Below are 17,062 nucleotides of genomic sequence, written 5' to 3'. Positions count from 1 at the left end.
AAAGTCGATCGTTGTGAAATGATCGATTGAGTCACTTTATATAGCAGTTACCAGATTTCGGAAGATGACCTCTCGAGTCACGATCCATAATTTGGGGTAAGTAAGCTGTTCCTTAAGTGTTGGGTGATGGTCGGTTGGATTCTTATATTATTAAGCACAGGTGTAGTACTTTTTTACATTAGAGTTGGGTGTACATGTGGGGGTATGCTACTTCTCGGTTGGTTGAAATCGGATCAGTTTGAACAATTCTAAACTCTGTTGCTTGTCCCGCCCTGGGCACCACACTGAAAGCCGGCTCGATCCGGTATCCCTCCGAAAGCCCCGTAATGCGGGGCTTTTGTGTTTCTGGACCTTCCGTTCTCATCTCTCTCCAACCGCTGCATTTGTGCCACTTTGGGGTACTCCTAAGGGCATACCGTAAATAGCCGCCTCCTAATGTGGGAGGTGTACCCCCAAATCGGCACGCAATTCACTTATGGCGCCGAGCTACGCAGAAGCTAAGAACATGTGGCTGCACGGGACAAAGAGCATCGGCTCAGGGAATTTGAATACCTATACTTTCTCGTTAAAGCCGCTGGCCAAAAGCAATGTCGTATGAACTCTCGTTTCGGCAGCAAGGAGCCAATGTCGGCTATTGGGCTTTTCGCGAGGTAACGCTGAATTACCAAGATGAGTACATTTTGGAAGATTGATAGGAATTGCGAGGGACGGGACTTTGTTGTCGGCGACGTCCATGGGCACTTGCGGCAACTGCAAATCCAATTGGCAGCGCTCGGCTTTACTCCCCGCATTGATCGGCTCTTCTTCCTTGGGGACATCGTTGATCGTGGACCGGAAAGCGAGGCACTGATCGATTTGATAGATCAGCGGACCTACTTCAGCATTCTCGGTAATCACGAAGCCATGACCATTGCCGGTTTTGAGAATCCCTCTGCTATTCAGTTGCACAAATCGAATGGTGGATCATGGTTTTACAAGCTTCCGAGCGAAAGGCAGCAGGCTATTGTAGACAAAATTAGATCCTGGCCCTGGGCGGTTGAAATTGACGGCGGAGCTAAACGGATAGGGCTTGTTCATGCCGATGTGCCAAAAGGCAGCTGGAATTTGGTTAAAGAGCTGTTAGACAATATCAGTGATGCTTGGTCGCAATTGGCGTCACTCGACGATCCAGCGATCGCAGAAGTAGCTCAGCCTCTGTTGTGGCGCAGAACTCTAATAACGCGCCTGTACCGGGAGGTATTGGAGTTCGAGAATAACAAAAGAACCTTAGCTGTATACAAAAGTACCTTTCTTGATCGAATCAGCAAACGGAAGTGCGCAGAGCCATGGCTAGTTCGTCCTTTCGAGATAGAGGGTATTGATTCCGTGTGCATGGGACATTCCTACGTGCCTGTGGCAACAAAAGTCGGTAATTGTCACTTTCTGGACACCTACCGCGGAGAACCTGGCGAGGAGTTAAGTATTTTGTGTATTAACCGGTCGTAGTTTTTCGTTTTAGCTGCAGTTCCTTCGACGTTGGATCTAGTCCTGATAGGTGATCAGGAATTAACAAAAGATAAGCTGAAAAGGCAGAATAATGATTTTCGTCATCGCAAGATTTTGTCGTCGAGCATGCCCCTCTTTTGGGGCAGTTTCGCTACTTCTGCTTTCAATAAGTACACGGGCTCAGATTCCTGCGGACAGCCATCAGTTGCTGGTCGCGATTAATGATAGTTGGGAGGCAACCAGTGGCCAGCTCTATGGATATCAGCGCGGCAAAGGAGGTTGGGAACAGAAATTTACCACAATTCCGGTGAGCCTCGGGCGCACAGGTCTCGCATGGGGTATTGGCTTGCACCCCTCTCAGGCAGGCACTCAAAAACGTGAGGGTGACGGCAAGGCCCCAGCGGGCATCTTCCGGCTGGGGGATGCATTCGGTTATGCGAGCTCTATCGAAACCGGGCTCGGCTACCAGCCCATGACCCCATGGCACTACTGCATTGATGTACCGACTTCGCCACTGTACAACCTGACTGTCGATGCGGGGAAAGTGGGCGCCGATGCGGTAAACGGTTCTTCAGAGGGTATGCGTCGGGATATTCACTACGGAGATCAGCAATACAGTAAAGGCATTTTCGTCAAGCATAACCCTGAAAACCAACCTGGTGCCGGCAGTTGTATTTTTATGCATCTATGGGAGGCGGCAGGCAGTCCAACCGCGGGCTGTACCGCCATGAGCGAGGGCGACATGGACGCGTTGTTACGGTGGTTGGATGCGGCACAGCAGCCGATTTATATCGCGCTGCCACGTGCGGAGTATCAGCGTTTGCGTGCGAACTGGGCTCTACCATCGCTGTAGCCCACAGTCCTATGTAAGCGTCAGCGATGTCGGCGGTTGCGCATTAATCCCGCCGGGTTTTCATGCCGGCTCGGATGTCGGTGCGGACAGAATACTGGATACGGCGTCAATCATGTGCTGGCCTGCGGGACCCAATGTCTTGCGCCGTGACCAGATCAGGTCGGTGCAGTAGGGGTAGGGAGTAAGCTGGAAATCGGTGTTCAATACTTTGATTTCCCCCCGTTCCACGTGGGGCCTGGCAATATGCAGCGGCGTAAATGCCCAGCCAAGCCCGGCGGTCAGCATCGACATAAACAGCGAGTAGCTTTCCAGATACCAGACGCGATCGCTCAGGTCATTCTCTGGCAGCGATGCGGGGTCATTACTGGCGCTGATACGCAGGTGCAAGTGATTATGCAGATCCTGGATGCTGACCTGTGCCAGAGTCGTTAATGGATGGGTAGCCCCTGCCACCAGCACAAATGAACAATTACCCACCCCCCTGAAATCAAAGTCCTCCGGATAGTCACTCTGGCTCAACACGATACCGATATCCGCCTTGCCTTCGCGAACCAGCCTTGACGCACTGTCGCCGGAGGCATGCAGCAGGGATACCGTCACCGTGGGATAGGTTTGATAGAAACGCTCCAGCGCCTTCACCAGCTGGGCAAGCTCAATGGCCGACTCGTCTATCGCCAGCGTCAGCGACTCTTCAAGTCCCGCATTCAGACTGCGACTTTTGGCTTCAAAGCGGGAGTATGAGTTGAGCAGGGAGCGCACATCGTTCAGCAGTGCGCGCCCCTGGGCAGTCAGCTTCGGCTCGCGACCGGCGCGGTCGAACAGGGTCAGTCCAGTGTCGATTTCCAGATTGCTGATCAAGCCGGAGATTGTCGACTGTGCTTTGCCCAGCGCTCTCGCCGCTGCGGAAAAAGAACCCGTGCGTGCCGCCGCCTCAAAGGCTTCAAGTTGCTCAGGTGCAATAAAGAATCGCGATTCCATGATGGAATACCCTGATTTATTGGATTTGTGTGGGTATAGCAGGTGCTTTATTCGATCCGGTCGCAGGAAACCGGTGTTCCCATATCACCTATATTAACTATCGGTTACGCCTATCGAACCTTGTATCGATAGAGTTTGCTGTCAATCAACTGGCATAGCAAGTGGGCATGCCGTGGGTTGACCGGAAATGACCAGTGCAAGACGGGGCATCGTGAAAGCATTTACCGGAAGGGGGAGGTGTATGGTGAGGGTTTTTTACGATACAGGCTCTATGCTGGCAACCCGGCTTGGGATTATCGCTGCGTTAGTAGCTGCTTGCTGCTGTGGTGCCTTTGCCGCGCGTGATGCCGTAATGGCGCAATATCCACAATTGCGATTTGCCATTGAACCGTAACGTTGCGACCTTAGTTTGGCGTCGAAATCTTCTGATCTTATACGCTTGTCTGCTGATCTATCGACCCTACCGATAGTTCATATTTTTCAAAACCGGCCATTTGGCGAGATCCTGAGTCCAGGGTGGATAAGTTTGCGCGCCCACGCAACGATCAATTCAATAATAAGGACTTTAGGGTATGTTGCCGTTCAAGAAAAAAAGAATTTCTTATCTGATCCCCTCAATGGCGCTCGCGCTGTCTCCAATGGCACTGGCGCAGACTGCTCAAGCGGAGGGCGATAAAGTCGCAGTGGCCAAAACTGCTGCGAAAACTGAAGAAGTAAAAAAGAAAAAAATCTCTACTGGCTCGAGCGAGGCGGTTGAAGAAATCGTTGTGACCGCGACCCGACGCGCTGAGTCTGTCGCCGATATTCCGTTCAATATTTCTGCGATCAGCGAAGAGGCGCTGCGCAAGAAAAACATCACCGATGCGAAATCCTTTATCGAACAGAGTGTTGCTATCAATGCGCCGGCCAACAGCGCGCGATTCAATGATTCGGTAACGGTGCGCGGCCTGAACGTGGCGCGCTCGGACGCCAACAACCTGGAGCAGTTTGTTACCACCACGCTGGCGTACTACCTGGACGAGACCCCGCTGCCGCACATGGTCTACCGCATCAAGGATGTGCAGCGCGTGGAAACCCTGCTGGGCCCGCAGGGTACCCTGTATGGCTCCGGCTCACTGGGTGGCACTGTGCGCTACATTACCAATGACCCGAAAATCGGCGAAACCGAGTTCAAGGTCAATACGCGCGTATACAACACCGACCACAGCTCTGGTATCAGCAGCGATACCGACTTTGTGATCAACCTGCCATTGGGTGACAGCGTGGCATTGCGTGCGTCCCTGGCGCACCTGGATGAAAAAGGTTACATCGATCGCGCGGTAAACCCGGTATGGCGCACCGGTGACCGCGCCTGGGAGGGGGACCCCAACCCGAACAAGACCCTGTACAAGGACGACGACTGGCACGAGTCCACCGGCGGCAAAATCGCCGTGCTGTGGGAGGTCAACGACGATGTCAGCGTGAAGTTCTCCCACATCGAGCAGGACCGCCTGGCACACGGTATCAACGGCGGCAGCCGCCAGTCTGAGTACTACCTGTGTGATGCCGATGACACCTGTATGGAGAACTCTCTGGAGCAGGCCCTGCCGTACCAGTACGACCCCTACACCGTGGTGTCGCGCTACGAGGAGTTCTCCGACCGCAAGTTCAGCCTCGACTCCTTCGACCTGGACTGGGACCTCGGTTTTGCCGCGCTGCACAGCAGCACCTCGGTGTACGACGACAAAAACGTGGGCCAGGCGGACTACGCCTCACAGGGTTACTGGTACTACGGCAGCTGGATTTCCGAGGTCTCGCTACAGGAAAGTAATAACAGCGCTTACATGACCAGCGACAACCGCTACGAGGGCCTCAGCCACGAGACCCGTCTGGTTTCCACCGGCGATGGTCCGCTGAGCTGGGTCGTCGGTATTTACTACACAGAGCAGGACCGCGCGTGGATGTTCTCCGAGTGGATGCCGAACTTGGACGATGCTGCGTCCCAGATCAGTTGGCTCGGTTTCGATCGGGCTGCGGTCGGGGGCAGCGTCGACGAGGGTTACCACGAGGACCTGAGCAGCAGTTACAAGGAGCAGGCGTTCTTCGGTGAGCTGACCTACGCCGTGACCGATCGCTGGGATGTCACCGCCGGCGCGCGGGTCTTCAGCTACGACGACGAGAATGACGCGGTGATCACCGATTACCTCGGTCTCAGCTCTGGCAACCGTATCAACAAGGTGTCGGTAGACGGTGAGGCGTTCTACAAGCTGAATACCTCCTACGATCTGACCGATGACGTCATGCTGTATGCCACTGCGTCCCAGGGTTTCCGCCGCGGCGGTGCCAACTCCTTCAAGGAGGAGGGAGGACAGATCCCGACCCAGGAAATCCAGTTCTACGAGCCGGATTCCGTGGACAACTACGAGCTGGGTATGAAGGGCACCTTCCTCGACGGGCGGCTGTATGTGGCGGCCAACCTGTTCCACATGGACTGGAAAGATACCCAGACCTACTGGAGCCAGACCATCTACATGTATGGCGTACCGTTCCCGGTCAATGGCACTACCAATGGCCCGGATTCCGAGTCCGAGGGCTTGGAGCTGAGCGCCACCTACCGCGTCACTGACAACTGGTCGCTGAGCTGGCAGTCCGCCAAGACCGAGGCGCGCTGGGCGGAGACCGGCGATGTGTGTACCTATGGTCCGGCGGATGATTACGACGCGAATGATTGCTACACCTACGAGAAGGGCGCGCTTCTCGGTGCGACGCCGGAATGGAAGCACATCTACGGTGTGGACTTTGATAGTGAGCTGGCCAATGGTGTGGGGATCAGCGCGAGCCTGTCCGGCCGCTACGTGGGTGAAGTGCAGTCCGGTCGCGCGGACAAGCTGAACGCGGACGTCTACACGCGGGATTCTTACAGTACCTACGACGGCTCTGTCTCGGCGGTATTCGACAATTACAGCGCAACCCTGTGGGTGACCAACCTCACTAACAGCGATGCGGAAACCTCGGGTATGAATAGCGGGATCCTGGGCTATCGAACGATCAACCTGCGTCCGCGCACGATGGGCCTCAGCCTCTCTTACGACTTCTAGTAAGCGTCTGGTTATCGCCAAAACAAGGGGCCCTAGCGGCCCCTTTGTTTTTTGTGGTGGCGGTGCCGATTTTTCCCACGCGAGTTTGCGCAATCGCTTACTTCGACCGGGTGTATCGGCGGCAGGTCCGGCCAGCGGATTGCCGCTGTTGATCGGGATTGACCAGGAGGGTGTCCACGAGAACCGCCTGCCGCGTTTCAACGCGAGGGTATCGCGGCCAGGCTAAAACACTTTTGCGGGCGCGGCGACATCAGTGTCGACAGCCACGCGGGGTTACCGACGAGGGGTAAAGTTACGACGCGTAATCCATCGGTCGCGCCTGTGGTTAGTCATTTAATCCAGCTCGGCGCAACTGGCAGACTCTCAGGAAAATAGGTCATAACAAGAACGGGTGCGTGATGGGAACGGATTTGTGTTACTTGGATGCCTGCGAGGTATTACAACTTTTCCGGCAACGTGCGCTTTCTCCAGTGGAAGTGCTGGCGGCACAAATCGAACGCTATGAAGATATCGGTGGTGATATCAATGCATTTACCCAGACGGCATTTGCGCGCGCGCAGCTGCAGGCACAGCTCGCTGAGCGAGCTTATGCCAACGGCAGTGCGCGCCCACTGGAAGGCGTGACCACTGCGATCAAGGATGAAACCTATATTCTTGGTGAGGTCACTACCAATGGCTCGCGCCTGCTGCAAAAAAATATCGCGGATACCACCGACCCGGTGCCCGAGCGCTTGATTGCTGCCGGGGCAGTACTGCATGCGCGCACCGCCACACCGGAGTTTTCCGTTGCGGCCTACACCTGGTCCGACCTGTGGGGGATTACCCGCAATCCCTGGAACCGCGCGATCACTCCCGGCGGCTCTTCTGGCGGCTCGGCCGCAGCCATCGCCGCGGGCCTCTGCACCATTGCGAACGGCACGGATATGGGTGGCTCGGTGCGTATTCCCGCGTCCCAGTGTGGCCTTGTGGGACTGAAAGCATCCCATGGTCGCATTCCGGAAATTCCGCCGTACAACGTTGACCCCTATGTTCACCACAGCATGCTGACGCGCAGCGTGCGGGACATGGTGTTGCTGTACAACCTGATTGCCGGCCCGCACCCGGTGGATCTGATGTCTCAGTTACCCAAGGAGAGTGTGCCAGTGGAGCCGCTGCCGCTGAAGGGGCTGACCGTCGGGATGTCGTTGGATCTCGGCTTTTATTCGCTGGATGCCGACGTCCGCAGGAACACGCTGCACTTTGTGCAGACACTGCGTGACCTGGGTGCAGAGATTTACGAGGTCGAACTCGGATGGGATGAGCGCTGCATTCGCACCGCACAGATTCACCAGGGGGCGCATATCGGGCATATGTTGCGGGAGAAATACGATAACCCGCAGTGCCGCGAGCTGCTCACCAGTTACGTGCGCCATTATTTCTCACTGTCGGCGGCCGCAACGCCTGAACGCATTGTCGAGGCCAATGACTACGCGCAGCAGATGTGGCGGTCACTGGAGCAGGCATTTCGCCAGTGTGATTTCCTGATTTGCCCCACCGTATGTTCCACACGGGTGGCGGCGGATTTCGATTACAGCCGTGACCAACTGGAAATCGACGGCAGGGCGGTGGACCCGGTCAAGGGCTGGTTTATGACCTACCCATTCAACACCCTGAGCCGCTGTCCGGTGCTGTCGCTGCCGAGCGGTCTCGCCGATAACGGCGTGCCCACCGGTGTGCAGCTGGTGGCGCAGCCCTACCGTGACCGCCAGCTGTTGCAGCTGGGGCTGGCCTTGGAGGAGGCGCTCGGTACTTTCATCACGCCGGCGCATCACCCGCTGCGGCAAGAGGAGCTTAGCGCGTGATCAACAAGTGTGCCCGCATGATTCGTGCGGAAATCCGCGCGGGAAGATTCTCTGGCCCCACCTCCGGTTTGGCGGCGGGTTATGTACAGGCAAATATTGCGATTATGCCGGCCGCACACGCCGCGGCCTTTGCGGATTTCTGCGCGGCCAACCGACGCGCCTGTGCACTGCTGCACCAGTCTGAGCCGGGGCAATTCCTGTTGCCGGCTCTGGGCGCCGACATCGATATCCGCTCGGACCTGCCCAAATACCTGGTCCACCGCGCTGGGCACAAACCGCTGGAGGCTGCGGATATTCGCGAGTACTGGCGTGATGATCTGGTCACTTTTGCATTAGGTTGTTCCTTTTCCTTTGAAGAGGCGCTTATCAGTGCGGGGCTGGAAGTGCGCAATATCAGCGAAGGGCGCAACGTGCCCATGTACCGCACGACACAGCCATGCAAACCTGCCGCACCTTTCGGCGGCAACCTGGTGGTGAGCATGCGCCCGTTTGCACCGCAGGCGGTGGAACGGGTGTGCGAAATCACCGCGCGCTACCCGTTGGTCCACGGTGCGCCGATTTATGCAGGGGATGCCGCCGGACTCGGCATCGGCGACATCCATCAGCCGGACTTTGGCCAGTCGGTGACCATCGACGAAGAGGAAATTCCGGTGTTCTGGGCCTGCGGCGTGACTGCGAATGAAGCCCTCCGCTGTGCCGGGCTGGACTTTTTTATTACCCATGCGCCGGGCCACATGTTGCTTACTGACTGGCAGAACTCGGCACTGGAAGGCATCGCCGATATTGGCGATTTCCACGGCAATTGATATCCGGCATTGGATTTTTCACGGACACCCCTCTGATGTTCAAACTCGTCGATTCAGGCGATGAATCACTCACGGTGTATCTCGCTGAAGTTCCCGGTGAAGAGGCGCTCGCACAAGTACTGCATTTTGTGCACCGGGCGCGGTCCCAGCGCTGGGATTGGCTGGTGGATCTGGTTCCGTCTTACTGCAGCGTGGCCATTTATTACGACCTGCTTCGCTGTGATTATGCCAATGTGCTGAGCGCGGTTAGTGCTCTGGCGGGGGGCGGCAGTGCTGCGTGCGTGCCCGCTTTGCCATGCGCTAACTCGTTGACTCCAATTCAAGCGGCCGTCGCCAAGACATTGCCGGTTTACTACGGCGAAGATCAGGCGCCGGACCTTTTGCGGCTGGCGCGCAGCGCAAAACTGGATATCGAAGACGTGATTGCGCTGCACTCGGGGCAGGAATACCGGGTCTACGCGCTCGGCTTTCGCCCGGGCTTTGCATTTATGGGCAGTGTGCCGGAAGCATTACAGATACCGCGGCTGGATATCCCGCGCAAACGCGTGCCCGCCGGCGCGGTGGCGATTGCCGGGGCGCAGGCCGCGGTCTATCCCAGTGCCAGCCCTGGAGGCTGGAACCTGATTGGCCGCTGCCCCACGCCATTGTTCCATCTGCATCGAGGCGAGCCAAAGGTAGCTCTGAAGGTGGGAGATCGCGTGCGTTTCCAACCGGTCTCCCACGAGGAGTACCTGGCGCTGGGTGGGAAACTGGATGAGTAAAGTGGCGGTGGCGGACATGGCCGAGCCTGTGGGTACAGAAGTGGCTGACACGCTCGCGGTGATCAAGGCTGGGCCGCAGATGCTGATTCAGGACAGTGGCCGCCGCGGCAGTCAGCACCTGGGGATCAGTGTCGGTGGTGCTGCCGACACGCATGCCGCTGGCTGGGCCAATCGCCTGCTGGACAACTCGGGTGACGCTGCGCTGTTGGAAATCTGCCTGGGCGGCGTCGCCCTGCGCTTTTTGCGCGCTGCTCGATTCGCGCTCACCGGTGCAGATCTCAACTGGCAGCTCGATGGCCGTGCGCTCGGCAATTGGCAAAGTCATACCGCGGCTGCGGGCGCGGTACTGCGCGGCGGCCTGGCCGCGCACGGTGTGCGCGCTTATCTGTCGCTGGGCGGCGGCATTGCGGTTACGCCGGTCTGCGGTAGCCGCGCCACCACGGTGGCGGAAGGCATCGGCGGCATCCATGGGCAAACGCTGCAAAGCGGCGACCTGCTGCACGCGCCGGTTGTGCCGGCACCGGCGTTTATCGCACGCAGAACCCCGGCGATATTTTGCCGCGACTATCCCGCAGAACTATTACTGCGGGTAGTGCCATCCAATCAGCATCACCTGTTTGGTGAACATCAATTGCGAGCATTTTTCTCACAGGAATATCAGGTATCTCCCGCATGCGACCGAATGGGCGTACGCCTGCTGGGAGCTGCGCTGGCGTCGCCGCCTCAGGGGCTGGTATCCGAGCCTGTGACCGCCGGAGCGATACAGGTACCCGCCAGTGGCTTGCCCATCGTGCTGATGCCGGACTGCCAGACCATTGGCGGCTACCCGAAAATCGGCCACGTCTATCGCGTCGATCTGGATCGCCTGGCGCAGGCGCGACCCGGACAGTGCGTGCGATTTGTGCGCGGAAGCCGGGCTGAGGCCCAAACCGAGTGGCTGCTACAGAGAAAATTTTTTCATGGCGGAGCGTGACGCTGCAATGGTGGATTTGGTTCTCGATAAATACCGTCACCCGGAAATCAACGCGCTGGCAATACAGATCGAAGCGCTGCTGGTGGCGACGAACGTGCGCGGTATGGAAACGGTGCGCAATCGCGGTTACCGCGGCTATTTGCAACGCGCGGTATCAACGCTGCTGCGCCAGCGGGAGCGGGTGGCTATCGTGAGTGGTTTCCCGGTGACACAGGGCTTTGAAACCGATGGCCCAGCCGGTGCCCTGGCGCTGGCAAATGGTTTGCGCCAGCTGGGGTCTGAAGTTGTGCTGCTCGGGATCGATCACTACATTGCCGCGCTGCAGCGCTGTGCCCGCGAGCTGCAACCATCGCACTTTATGCCGGTGGCACCGGCGTGCGTTGGGGATCAATTGCGGCAATTTGTCGCTCAATTTCGCCCTACGCTGTTGGTGTTTGTGGAAGTGCCGGGCGCGGGCGCTGACGGCCGCTACAGGAACATGCGCTTTAGGGATATCACAGAGCAGACCCTGCCTTGGGAGCAGCTGATGTCCCTGGTGGATTGTCCCACGCTGGCGTTTGCCGATGGTGGCAATGAGCTGGGGATGGGACGGCTCCATCAAGAGCTGCACGGCTTGCCGGTTGCCTGTGCCGCAGCCAGCACCGACGAGTTGGTGATTGCCGACGTCTCCAACTGGGGCGTCTACGGCGCACTGGCGCTCGCATCCGTCTGCGTTGATCGGCCACTTTTACAGGGCTTCTGTCTGGTCCGGTGTCTACGTGCGTTGAACCTAGAGGGTATTGTGGATGGCGTCACCGGCGCGTGCACTGCCACCGAAGACGGCTTGTTGCTCGGCCAGAGCGTCGCCATGTTCAGTGCTCTGCGGGCGCTCGCCGAGGGCGCCCTCGCTATGCCGGAAAGTGAAGATATCGCACCGCTTGAAGAAGACGTGGCGTGAAACTGAACTGTGACCTTGGGGAGAATTTTGGCAACTGGCAGCTAGTGGATGAGCGGGAAGTCATGCCGTTTATCCACATGGCGAATATCGCCTGCGGTTACCACGCCGGTGATCCGGGCAGTATCGTGCAGACCCTGCGGTTCGCGAAGCAGTTTGAGGTAGCCGTGGGCGCACACCCGTCCTACCCGGATCTCATGGGGTTCGGCCGCAGGTCCATGGCCTGTACTCCCACAGAGATCAGCACCATGCTGCTGTATCAAGTCGGTGCGCTGCGGGAGCTGGCCGCGGCCGAGGACCTGGCGCTGCACTACGTCAAACCGCACGGCGCCCTGTACAACGACATGATGCGAGATGAAACAGTGCTGCGTGCGGTGCTCGCTGCCCTGCAGCGCAGCCGCCTGCCGCTGATGATGATGGCTACACCGCGCAACGGCCATTACCGCCGCCTTGCCGAAGACTACGACGTGGGCCTTATTTTCGAAGCTTTTGCCGATCGCCGCTACACGGCGGACGGACGACTGCAGCCGCGCGCGCAGCCGGGCTCGGTAATGCATACAGCGGATGAAATTTTGCAGCAGGTGCACGCGCTATGTGCGGGCACCGTCATTGCCTGTGACGGCAGCCGAATTCCTATCGAAGCGGATTCGCTCTGTGTCCACGGTGACAATGCCGAGGCGGTGGCAATGATTCGGCGAATCCGCGCGGAGCTTGAGTTAGCGTCGGGTGGCGCTTGACGGTTTCATCGTCATACCAGACGCCGATTCCGGCCTCCGCCAGTTTCTGCCAGGGAAAGCGCGGAACCGGGTCGATAATGCGCCAGTGGTCAGTGCGGTTCTTGTGAGTGTGCGGCTGATTCGGCGTGACATAGTGAATCCTTCAGGCGTATTCCCGAATCGAAATCCTCGGCGGGGATCTGGTTTATCTTCACCAGTCCGTGGTTGGAGGTCATGCGGTGGATGTAGCGGCCGTCACCCAGAGCTATGCCTACATGGGTGAGTACGCCCTCCGCCCAGTCGCCGTAGGTATTCTTGAGAAATACCAGGTCGCCGGGTTGCAGCGCACGAATGCTTTCGATTTTCTCCCCGAATTCATCGGCGGCCAGAGAATCCACATGTTCTGGAAGCAGTTCGTCATCGGCGCCCAGCAAATGCGCATCCCAAGGCTTTTGTGTTTCCAGGGTGGAGAAGTGCTCGCCACAGGCGGCGGCAAGAATTTCCCGGGTCCAGTTCATACACTGTTCGGCCTCACCGACGCGGTAGGGTCGGTTCTCCCACGGCAGCGCGGTTGCCACCAGTTTCTGTCCCATGGCGGATGCGCGGACGTTATCTTGCCATTGCTGTTCGACGGGCGCTGCCGCGACCGACTCTTGCTCAGCGAGCATCGTCGCTGGGCTTTCCGATTCCATGCATCCAGCAAGGGGAACTGAAACTATCAGCGCGAAGGCAATACATGTTCTATTCATGGTGTTTGGAGTTCCGCACAGTTGTTATTTCGTTGTGTGTCGGGCATCAACCACTGGGGGTCGATACACAGGGAGGACAGCTGCTGACCACGCGGCAGTGGCAACTGCACGGTCAGTCGATGGTTGAGAGATTTCATCCAGGTCTCTGCGGGAATCAGGCTGCTAAAACGCTTGCCTTCCCGAGTAACCAGCTCGAGGGGAATCGGCAGGATGGCACTGCCATGGTTGTCGATGGCGAGTGTGTACCAAGTGCTACTGTCGCCGGCGGCGGGCAGTGGCGTCGGTGCCGAGCGCGCCGAAGTCAGGAGTGCGCGGGTGTAGTTGTCGGCGAGTTGCGGCGTTCGATCCACGACATACTGCCGGATGCCACCAGCCGTGAGAGCCAGTGCAGGCGGCGGAGTGTTTTCCAGCGGCTGCAGTGACTGCGGCAGCCCATCGCGCGCGATACTGTGCAGCGCAAGGTCAATGCTTTCCTGCCCGTAAAACCAGCTGCGCCAGAACCAGCTCAAATCGGTGCCGGCGGAAGTTTCCAGCGCGCGGAAAAAGTCCCCGGGCATCGGACGCTTGCCGACCCATGCTTGGGCAAAGCTGCGAAATGCAGGGTCGAATACCTCGGGCCCGAGCACCAGATGGCGCAGCATATTCATTGCACCTGCAGTTTTGTTGTACGCGTTGTCGATCTTGTGCCGCAGGCCATCCGCACTGGTCATGATCGGCTGGTGCTCGGCGCTGATAGTGTAATCGGCTACCGAGCGAGGCTCACCGTAGATCACATCGAAGTTGGCTTCCCAACTGTGCTCCGCCGTGTATTCGATAAAACTCACCAGGCCTTCATCGAGCCAGGCCCATTCGCGCTCGTCGGTATTGATGCGCATCGGCAGGTAGTTATGGCCCACTTCGTGAATAACCGTGCCGATAAAATCGTATTTTGTCTGCGCCTCCCAGGCGGGTTGCTGCCGGGTGGACGCGGTGCGCTCGGGGCGGATCGGGATGGTGGCCAGTCCCGGATATTCCATCCCGGTGCCGGCGGCATTGACCACGCTGATACTGGTGGTATCCAGCGGCATTAGCATACTGTCGAAAATGTCCAGGCTATGGGCCATCGCTGGCAGGCCGAATTTTTCCCACAGGGGGGCCGCTTCTGCCGGAAAGAACTGTTGCAGTCGGCGGCCGCGCAGGTCGTGCTGTATTTGCCACTGGAAGCTTGGCGAGGCGCTGAAGGCAAAATCGCGCAGCTGTTCGCCGGCAAATTGCCAGCTGCGGGTGCGTGTCGCATCTTTGCTGCGGCTTTGCTGGCGCCGCTGCTCAGCACCGCTGTGGTCAATTATCCAGTCGGGTTCGCTGGATTGTTTTCGCCAGCGCTGGAGTTGTTTGTCGTTCAACACCTCTGTCGGGTTCTGGAGTTCGCCGCTGGCGGCGACGACAAAGTGCTCCGGTACCTCGATACGCACGGTGTAGTTACCGAACTCGGTAGAAAACTCACCCTGCTGCAAAAACGGCTTCAATTGCCAGCCGGCGTAATCGGTATAGGCAGCGGCACGCGGAAACCACTGCGCGGCGACATAAATACGGCTGCCGTCGCCGAGCGTTTCGTAGCCGCTGCGCGCGCCGGTGGCCGTGTTGTCACTCAGGGGGAGTTGCCATTGAATATGTAGGCGCTGAGTCTTTCCTGGGTTGAGCGGTTTGGGCAGGGCAATGGTCAATAGCGTGTCGTTCTCACGCCAGCTTAATGCCTGGCCGGTACCATCGGTGACCGTTTCGATTTCGAAGCCTTTTTCTGCGCGGCGGGCAACGGCTTGCGTGCGCGATTTCTCGTCCGTTGCCGTGAGCAGGCGAAACGCCGCTTTCGAGTCGGATCTGAGGGCATTGTGGTCGAGGAAAAAATGCAGTGTAGGCAGCGTATCGGGAGCGTTGTTATGGTAGCGAATCGCCGCGCTGGCCCGGAGTTGCTGGTTGTGGGTGTCCAGGCGGACATCGAGATCGTAATCTACCTGCTGTTGCCAGTAATTCGCCGCGGGCATGCCGTTGCGACTGCGATAGCTCCCCAGATCCAGATCGGACTGGCTCAGCCGCAGGAATGGGTCAGTGCCGCTTGTCGCCTGACTGACCGCCGCGCCGCTCCACGTAAGCAGCACAAGGGCACCGAGCACCTTGGCGTCGCGGCGCCAGTATCGAAGGCGGCGGTGCCTTGGAGCTTCGGTCATGCTGCTGCCGTCTCAGTATTGACTGGCGTTGCGGGTGACTGCCAGCGCTCTACTGTGATGCCCATTCCCAGTGCGAGCAGCAGGCAGCCCATACCGAGTCCCAGAACCGCGGCAAAACCGCCCGCGCTGATCAGCGCCGCGGCTAGCGGTGGTCCGAGAATTTCACCAATTTTGAACGCACTGGCACAAAGCACGATAAAGCGACCACTCTGGTCAATACGATTGAACTGGTCCATCAACAGCGGTATTGAAAAGCTCCAGAAGAACTGGAACACGATTGATGTGGTGGCATAGAGCAGGTAGGCGTCGAGCGTTTGCCCGCCGATAAGCGCGGCCATGGTCGCTACCTGAACCAGCATCGCCAGCAATAGCGTGGGAATCCGGCCGAGATAGGACGCCAGCAGCGGGGTTGCCAGTGAGCCGAGCCCACTGATGGCAAAGCCGATCCCCAGCAGATCACCCACCGCCGCATTTTCAAGGCCCATGTCTACGCCGATGCGCTCAAGGTAGGCCCACACCGCAGAGACGCCGCAGTAGTAAATCACTGTGGTAAAAATAACCGTAAGCGCTTTTGGATGGATAAGTGCACCCAGTTGCGATGAATTTTGGCTGTCCACTTGTCTGCTGGAGGCAGGGAAAGCAAGCACACACAGTAATAGGGAAATTACCAGCCAACCGTTTAGATAGTGAAAAAAGCCATCGATACCCAGTTGTTGCATAAGCCGTGGCACCGCGAAAAAACCGATGGTGCCAAAGATTACCTGGGCGGTGACCATGAGGCCGAACGCGAGCGGTGGGTTTGGCCGGTCGCTGAGACCTGCCAGGGCAATGGCGTAGGCGGACCCGCAGCCGATACCGGCAAGTACCCGGACCAGCATCAGCGCACCAAAGTCGGTATTACCGATACTGGCGAGATTGGCAATCAGGAACAGCGCCATGCCAGACAGCACCGTGCGGCGCCACCGAACGTGGCGCACCCAAAAAATTGCCGACGCTGAGCTCAGAAAAATTCCGATGACATCCGCCGCCGCCAGCCAGCCGATCTGCTGTGCGGAAAATATGCCCTGATCGGTAAATGCACCCACCCACAGCGGCAGCAGGGTGAGAATAGAGGAACCCATCATGGCGACGAAGAGCAGGCTCAGTAAATTGGGCAAATTTGCGCTCAGGTTTTTCATTTTTCTTATTACTTGCTGCCGGTCTGCGACGAATCAATTTACATAATTTTGCGTCCGCTGACGCGTGAATTACTTGCGTATTTTTGCCGCTCAAATCTAGACAAGGTTATTCCTCACACCAATTACTACCAATCGGTCGGGGCGATAGGTGGGCGCTGGTTGCCTGTGACCAGTCCCGGTGGTTATTTTTTAACAAGTCAGTGCATTGCCCAGATCCAGATTAACGTATTCGATCTGGCGTAAAAAAGCTCATTTGAGGCAAATTGTGTACGGCGTATTACTGGAATGAGTTGTGTCTTTTAGGTAAAGGCGTGATTGTCAGTAATGGCATCTTGTGCGGTTTTGTTCTCCATCCTTCACTCTGGTTCTACCGCGAAAGCCGCCGTCAGGCTTTCGCGCTGCGGCAGAGTCAGGTTCGGGAGTTGGTCACGGTTCCGTTGAATGGCGTCGCGGTTACGTTACTGCTTTTCTGTCTGATTGCTAATGGACTGCGGGAAAGGCGCGCAG

14 protein-coding genes are annotated in these 17,062 nt (G+C 57.8%); 10 read left to right on the top strand and 4 right to left on the bottom strand.

The features are described from left to right. The first annotated feature begins 669 nt into the window (after window positions 1-669). On the top strand, window positions 670-1,485 hold the full coding sequence (locus tag VIL80_RS13970) for a metallophosphoesterase (RefSeq protein WP_332036707.1): 816 nt from the start codon (window positions 670-672) through the stop codon (window positions 1,483-1,485). A gap of 91 nt (window positions 1,486-1,576) precedes the next feature. Continuing rightward, the gene (locus VIL80_RS13965; protein ID WP_332036706.1) at window positions 1,577-2,338 is read left to right on the top strand and encodes a L,D-transpeptidase family protein; all 762 of its coding nucleotides are present in this window, start codon (window positions 1,577-1,579) and stop codon (window positions 2,336-2,338) included. Between the two features lie 60 nt (window positions 2,339-2,398). Here VIL80_RS13965 and VIL80_RS13960 read toward each other — a convergent pair whose 3' ends face one another. Next, window positions 2,399-3,316, bottom strand: a complete 918-nt coding sequence (locus tag VIL80_RS13960; RefSeq protein ID WP_332036705.1) for a LysR family transcriptional regulator — start codon at window positions 3,314-3,316, stop codon at window positions 2,399-2,401. A 572-nt stretch (window positions 3,317-3,888) separates the two neighbouring features. On the opposite strand from VIL80_RS13960, the gene VIL80_RS13955 reads away from it, so the two are divergent. The 7 genes from VIL80_RS13955 to VIL80_RS13925 all read left to right on the top strand — a co-directional run bounded on the left by VIL80_RS13955 (window position 3,889) and on the right by VIL80_RS13925 (window position 12,445). Continuing rightward, window positions 3,889-6,393 (top strand): TonB-dependent receptor, encoded by a 2,505-nt coding sequence (locus VIL80_RS13955; protein ID WP_332036704.1) that lies wholly within the window; start codon window positions 3,889-3,891, stop codon window positions 6,391-6,393. Window positions 6,394-6,803: 410 nt separating this feature from the next. Then, complete coding sequence (locus VIL80_RS13950; protein WP_332036703.1) at window positions 6,804-8,234, top strand: amidase; 1,431 nt, start codon at window positions 6,804-6,806, stop codon at window positions 8,232-8,234. Continuing rightward, window positions 8,231-9,040, top strand: a complete 810-nt coding sequence (locus tag VIL80_RS13945; RefSeq protein WP_332036702.1) for a putative hydro-lyase — start codon at window positions 8,231-8,233, stop codon at window positions 9,038-9,040. Before VIL80_RS13950 ends, VIL80_RS13945 begins: the two co-directional genes overlap by 4 nt. A 35-nt stretch (window positions 9,041-9,075) precedes the next feature. Beyond that, a complete protein-coding gene (locus VIL80_RS13940) occupies window positions 9,076-9,801 on the top strand; it encodes a 5-oxoprolinase subunit B family protein (RefSeq protein ID WP_332036701.1) in 726 nt (241 codons plus the stop codon). Beyond that, window positions 9,794-10,774 carry a 5-oxoprolinase subunit C family protein gene (locus tag VIL80_RS13935; RefSeq protein WP_332036700.1) on the top strand — a complete coding sequence of 327 codons (981 nt, stop codon included), beginning with the start codon at window positions 9,794-9,796 and terminating at the stop codon, window positions 10,772-10,774. Before VIL80_RS13940 ends, VIL80_RS13935 begins: the two co-directional genes overlap by 8 nt. After that, window positions 10,761-11,711 (top strand): glutamate cyclase domain-containing protein, encoded by a 951-nt coding sequence (locus VIL80_RS13930; RefSeq protein WP_332036699.1) that lies wholly within the window; start codon window positions 10,761-10,763, stop codon window positions 11,709-11,711. Before VIL80_RS13935 ends, VIL80_RS13930 begins: the two co-directional genes overlap by 14 nt. Next, on the top strand, window positions 11,708-12,445 hold the full coding sequence (locus tag VIL80_RS13925) for a 5-oxoprolinase subunit PxpA (RefSeq protein WP_332036698.1): 738 nt from the start codon (window positions 11,708-11,710) through the stop codon (window positions 12,443-12,445). Before VIL80_RS13930 ends, VIL80_RS13925 begins: the two co-directional genes overlap by 4 nt. Window positions 12,446-12,534: 89 nt before the next feature. Here VIL80_RS13925 and VIL80_RS13920 read toward each other — a convergent pair whose 3' ends face one another. The 3 genes from VIL80_RS13920 to VIL80_RS13910 all read right to left on the bottom strand — a co-directional run bounded on the left by VIL80_RS13920 (window position 12,535) and on the right by VIL80_RS13910 (window position 16,555). Further along, window positions 12,535-13,092: an NlpC/P60 family protein gene (locus VIL80_RS13920; protein WP_332036697.1), complete on the bottom strand. Its 558-nt coding sequence runs from the start codon at window positions 13,090-13,092 to the stop codon at window positions 12,535-12,537. A gap of 77 nt (window positions 13,093-13,169) precedes the next feature. Continuing rightward, window positions 13,170-15,377, bottom strand: a complete 2,208-nt coding sequence (locus VIL80_RS13915) for a M1 family metallopeptidase (RefSeq protein ID WP_332036696.1) — start codon at window positions 15,375-15,377, stop codon at window positions 13,170-13,172. Beyond that, complete coding sequence (locus VIL80_RS13910; RefSeq protein WP_332036695.1) at window positions 15,374-16,555, bottom strand: MFS transporter; 1,182 nt, start codon at window positions 16,553-16,555, stop codon at window positions 15,374-15,376. Before VIL80_RS13910 ends, VIL80_RS13915 begins: the two co-directional genes overlap by 4 nt. Before the next feature lie 311 nt (window positions 16,556-16,866). Here VIL80_RS13910 and VIL80_RS13905 point away from each other — a divergent pair. Further along, window positions 16,867-17,062, top strand: a 196-nt coding sequence (locus VIL80_RS13905; RefSeq protein ID WP_332036694.1) for a hypothetical protein, incomplete at its 3' end; no start/stop codon positions are given.

The sequence above is a fragment of the Microbulbifer sp. genome (assembly GCF_036563125.1).
Taxonomy (GTDB): Bacteria; Pseudomonadota; Gammaproteobacteria; order Pseudomonadales; family Cellvibrionaceae; genus Microbulbifer.
The sequence above is the reverse complement of the archived record's forward strand: the minus strand, read 5'-3'. Positions and strand labels throughout refer to the sequence as shown.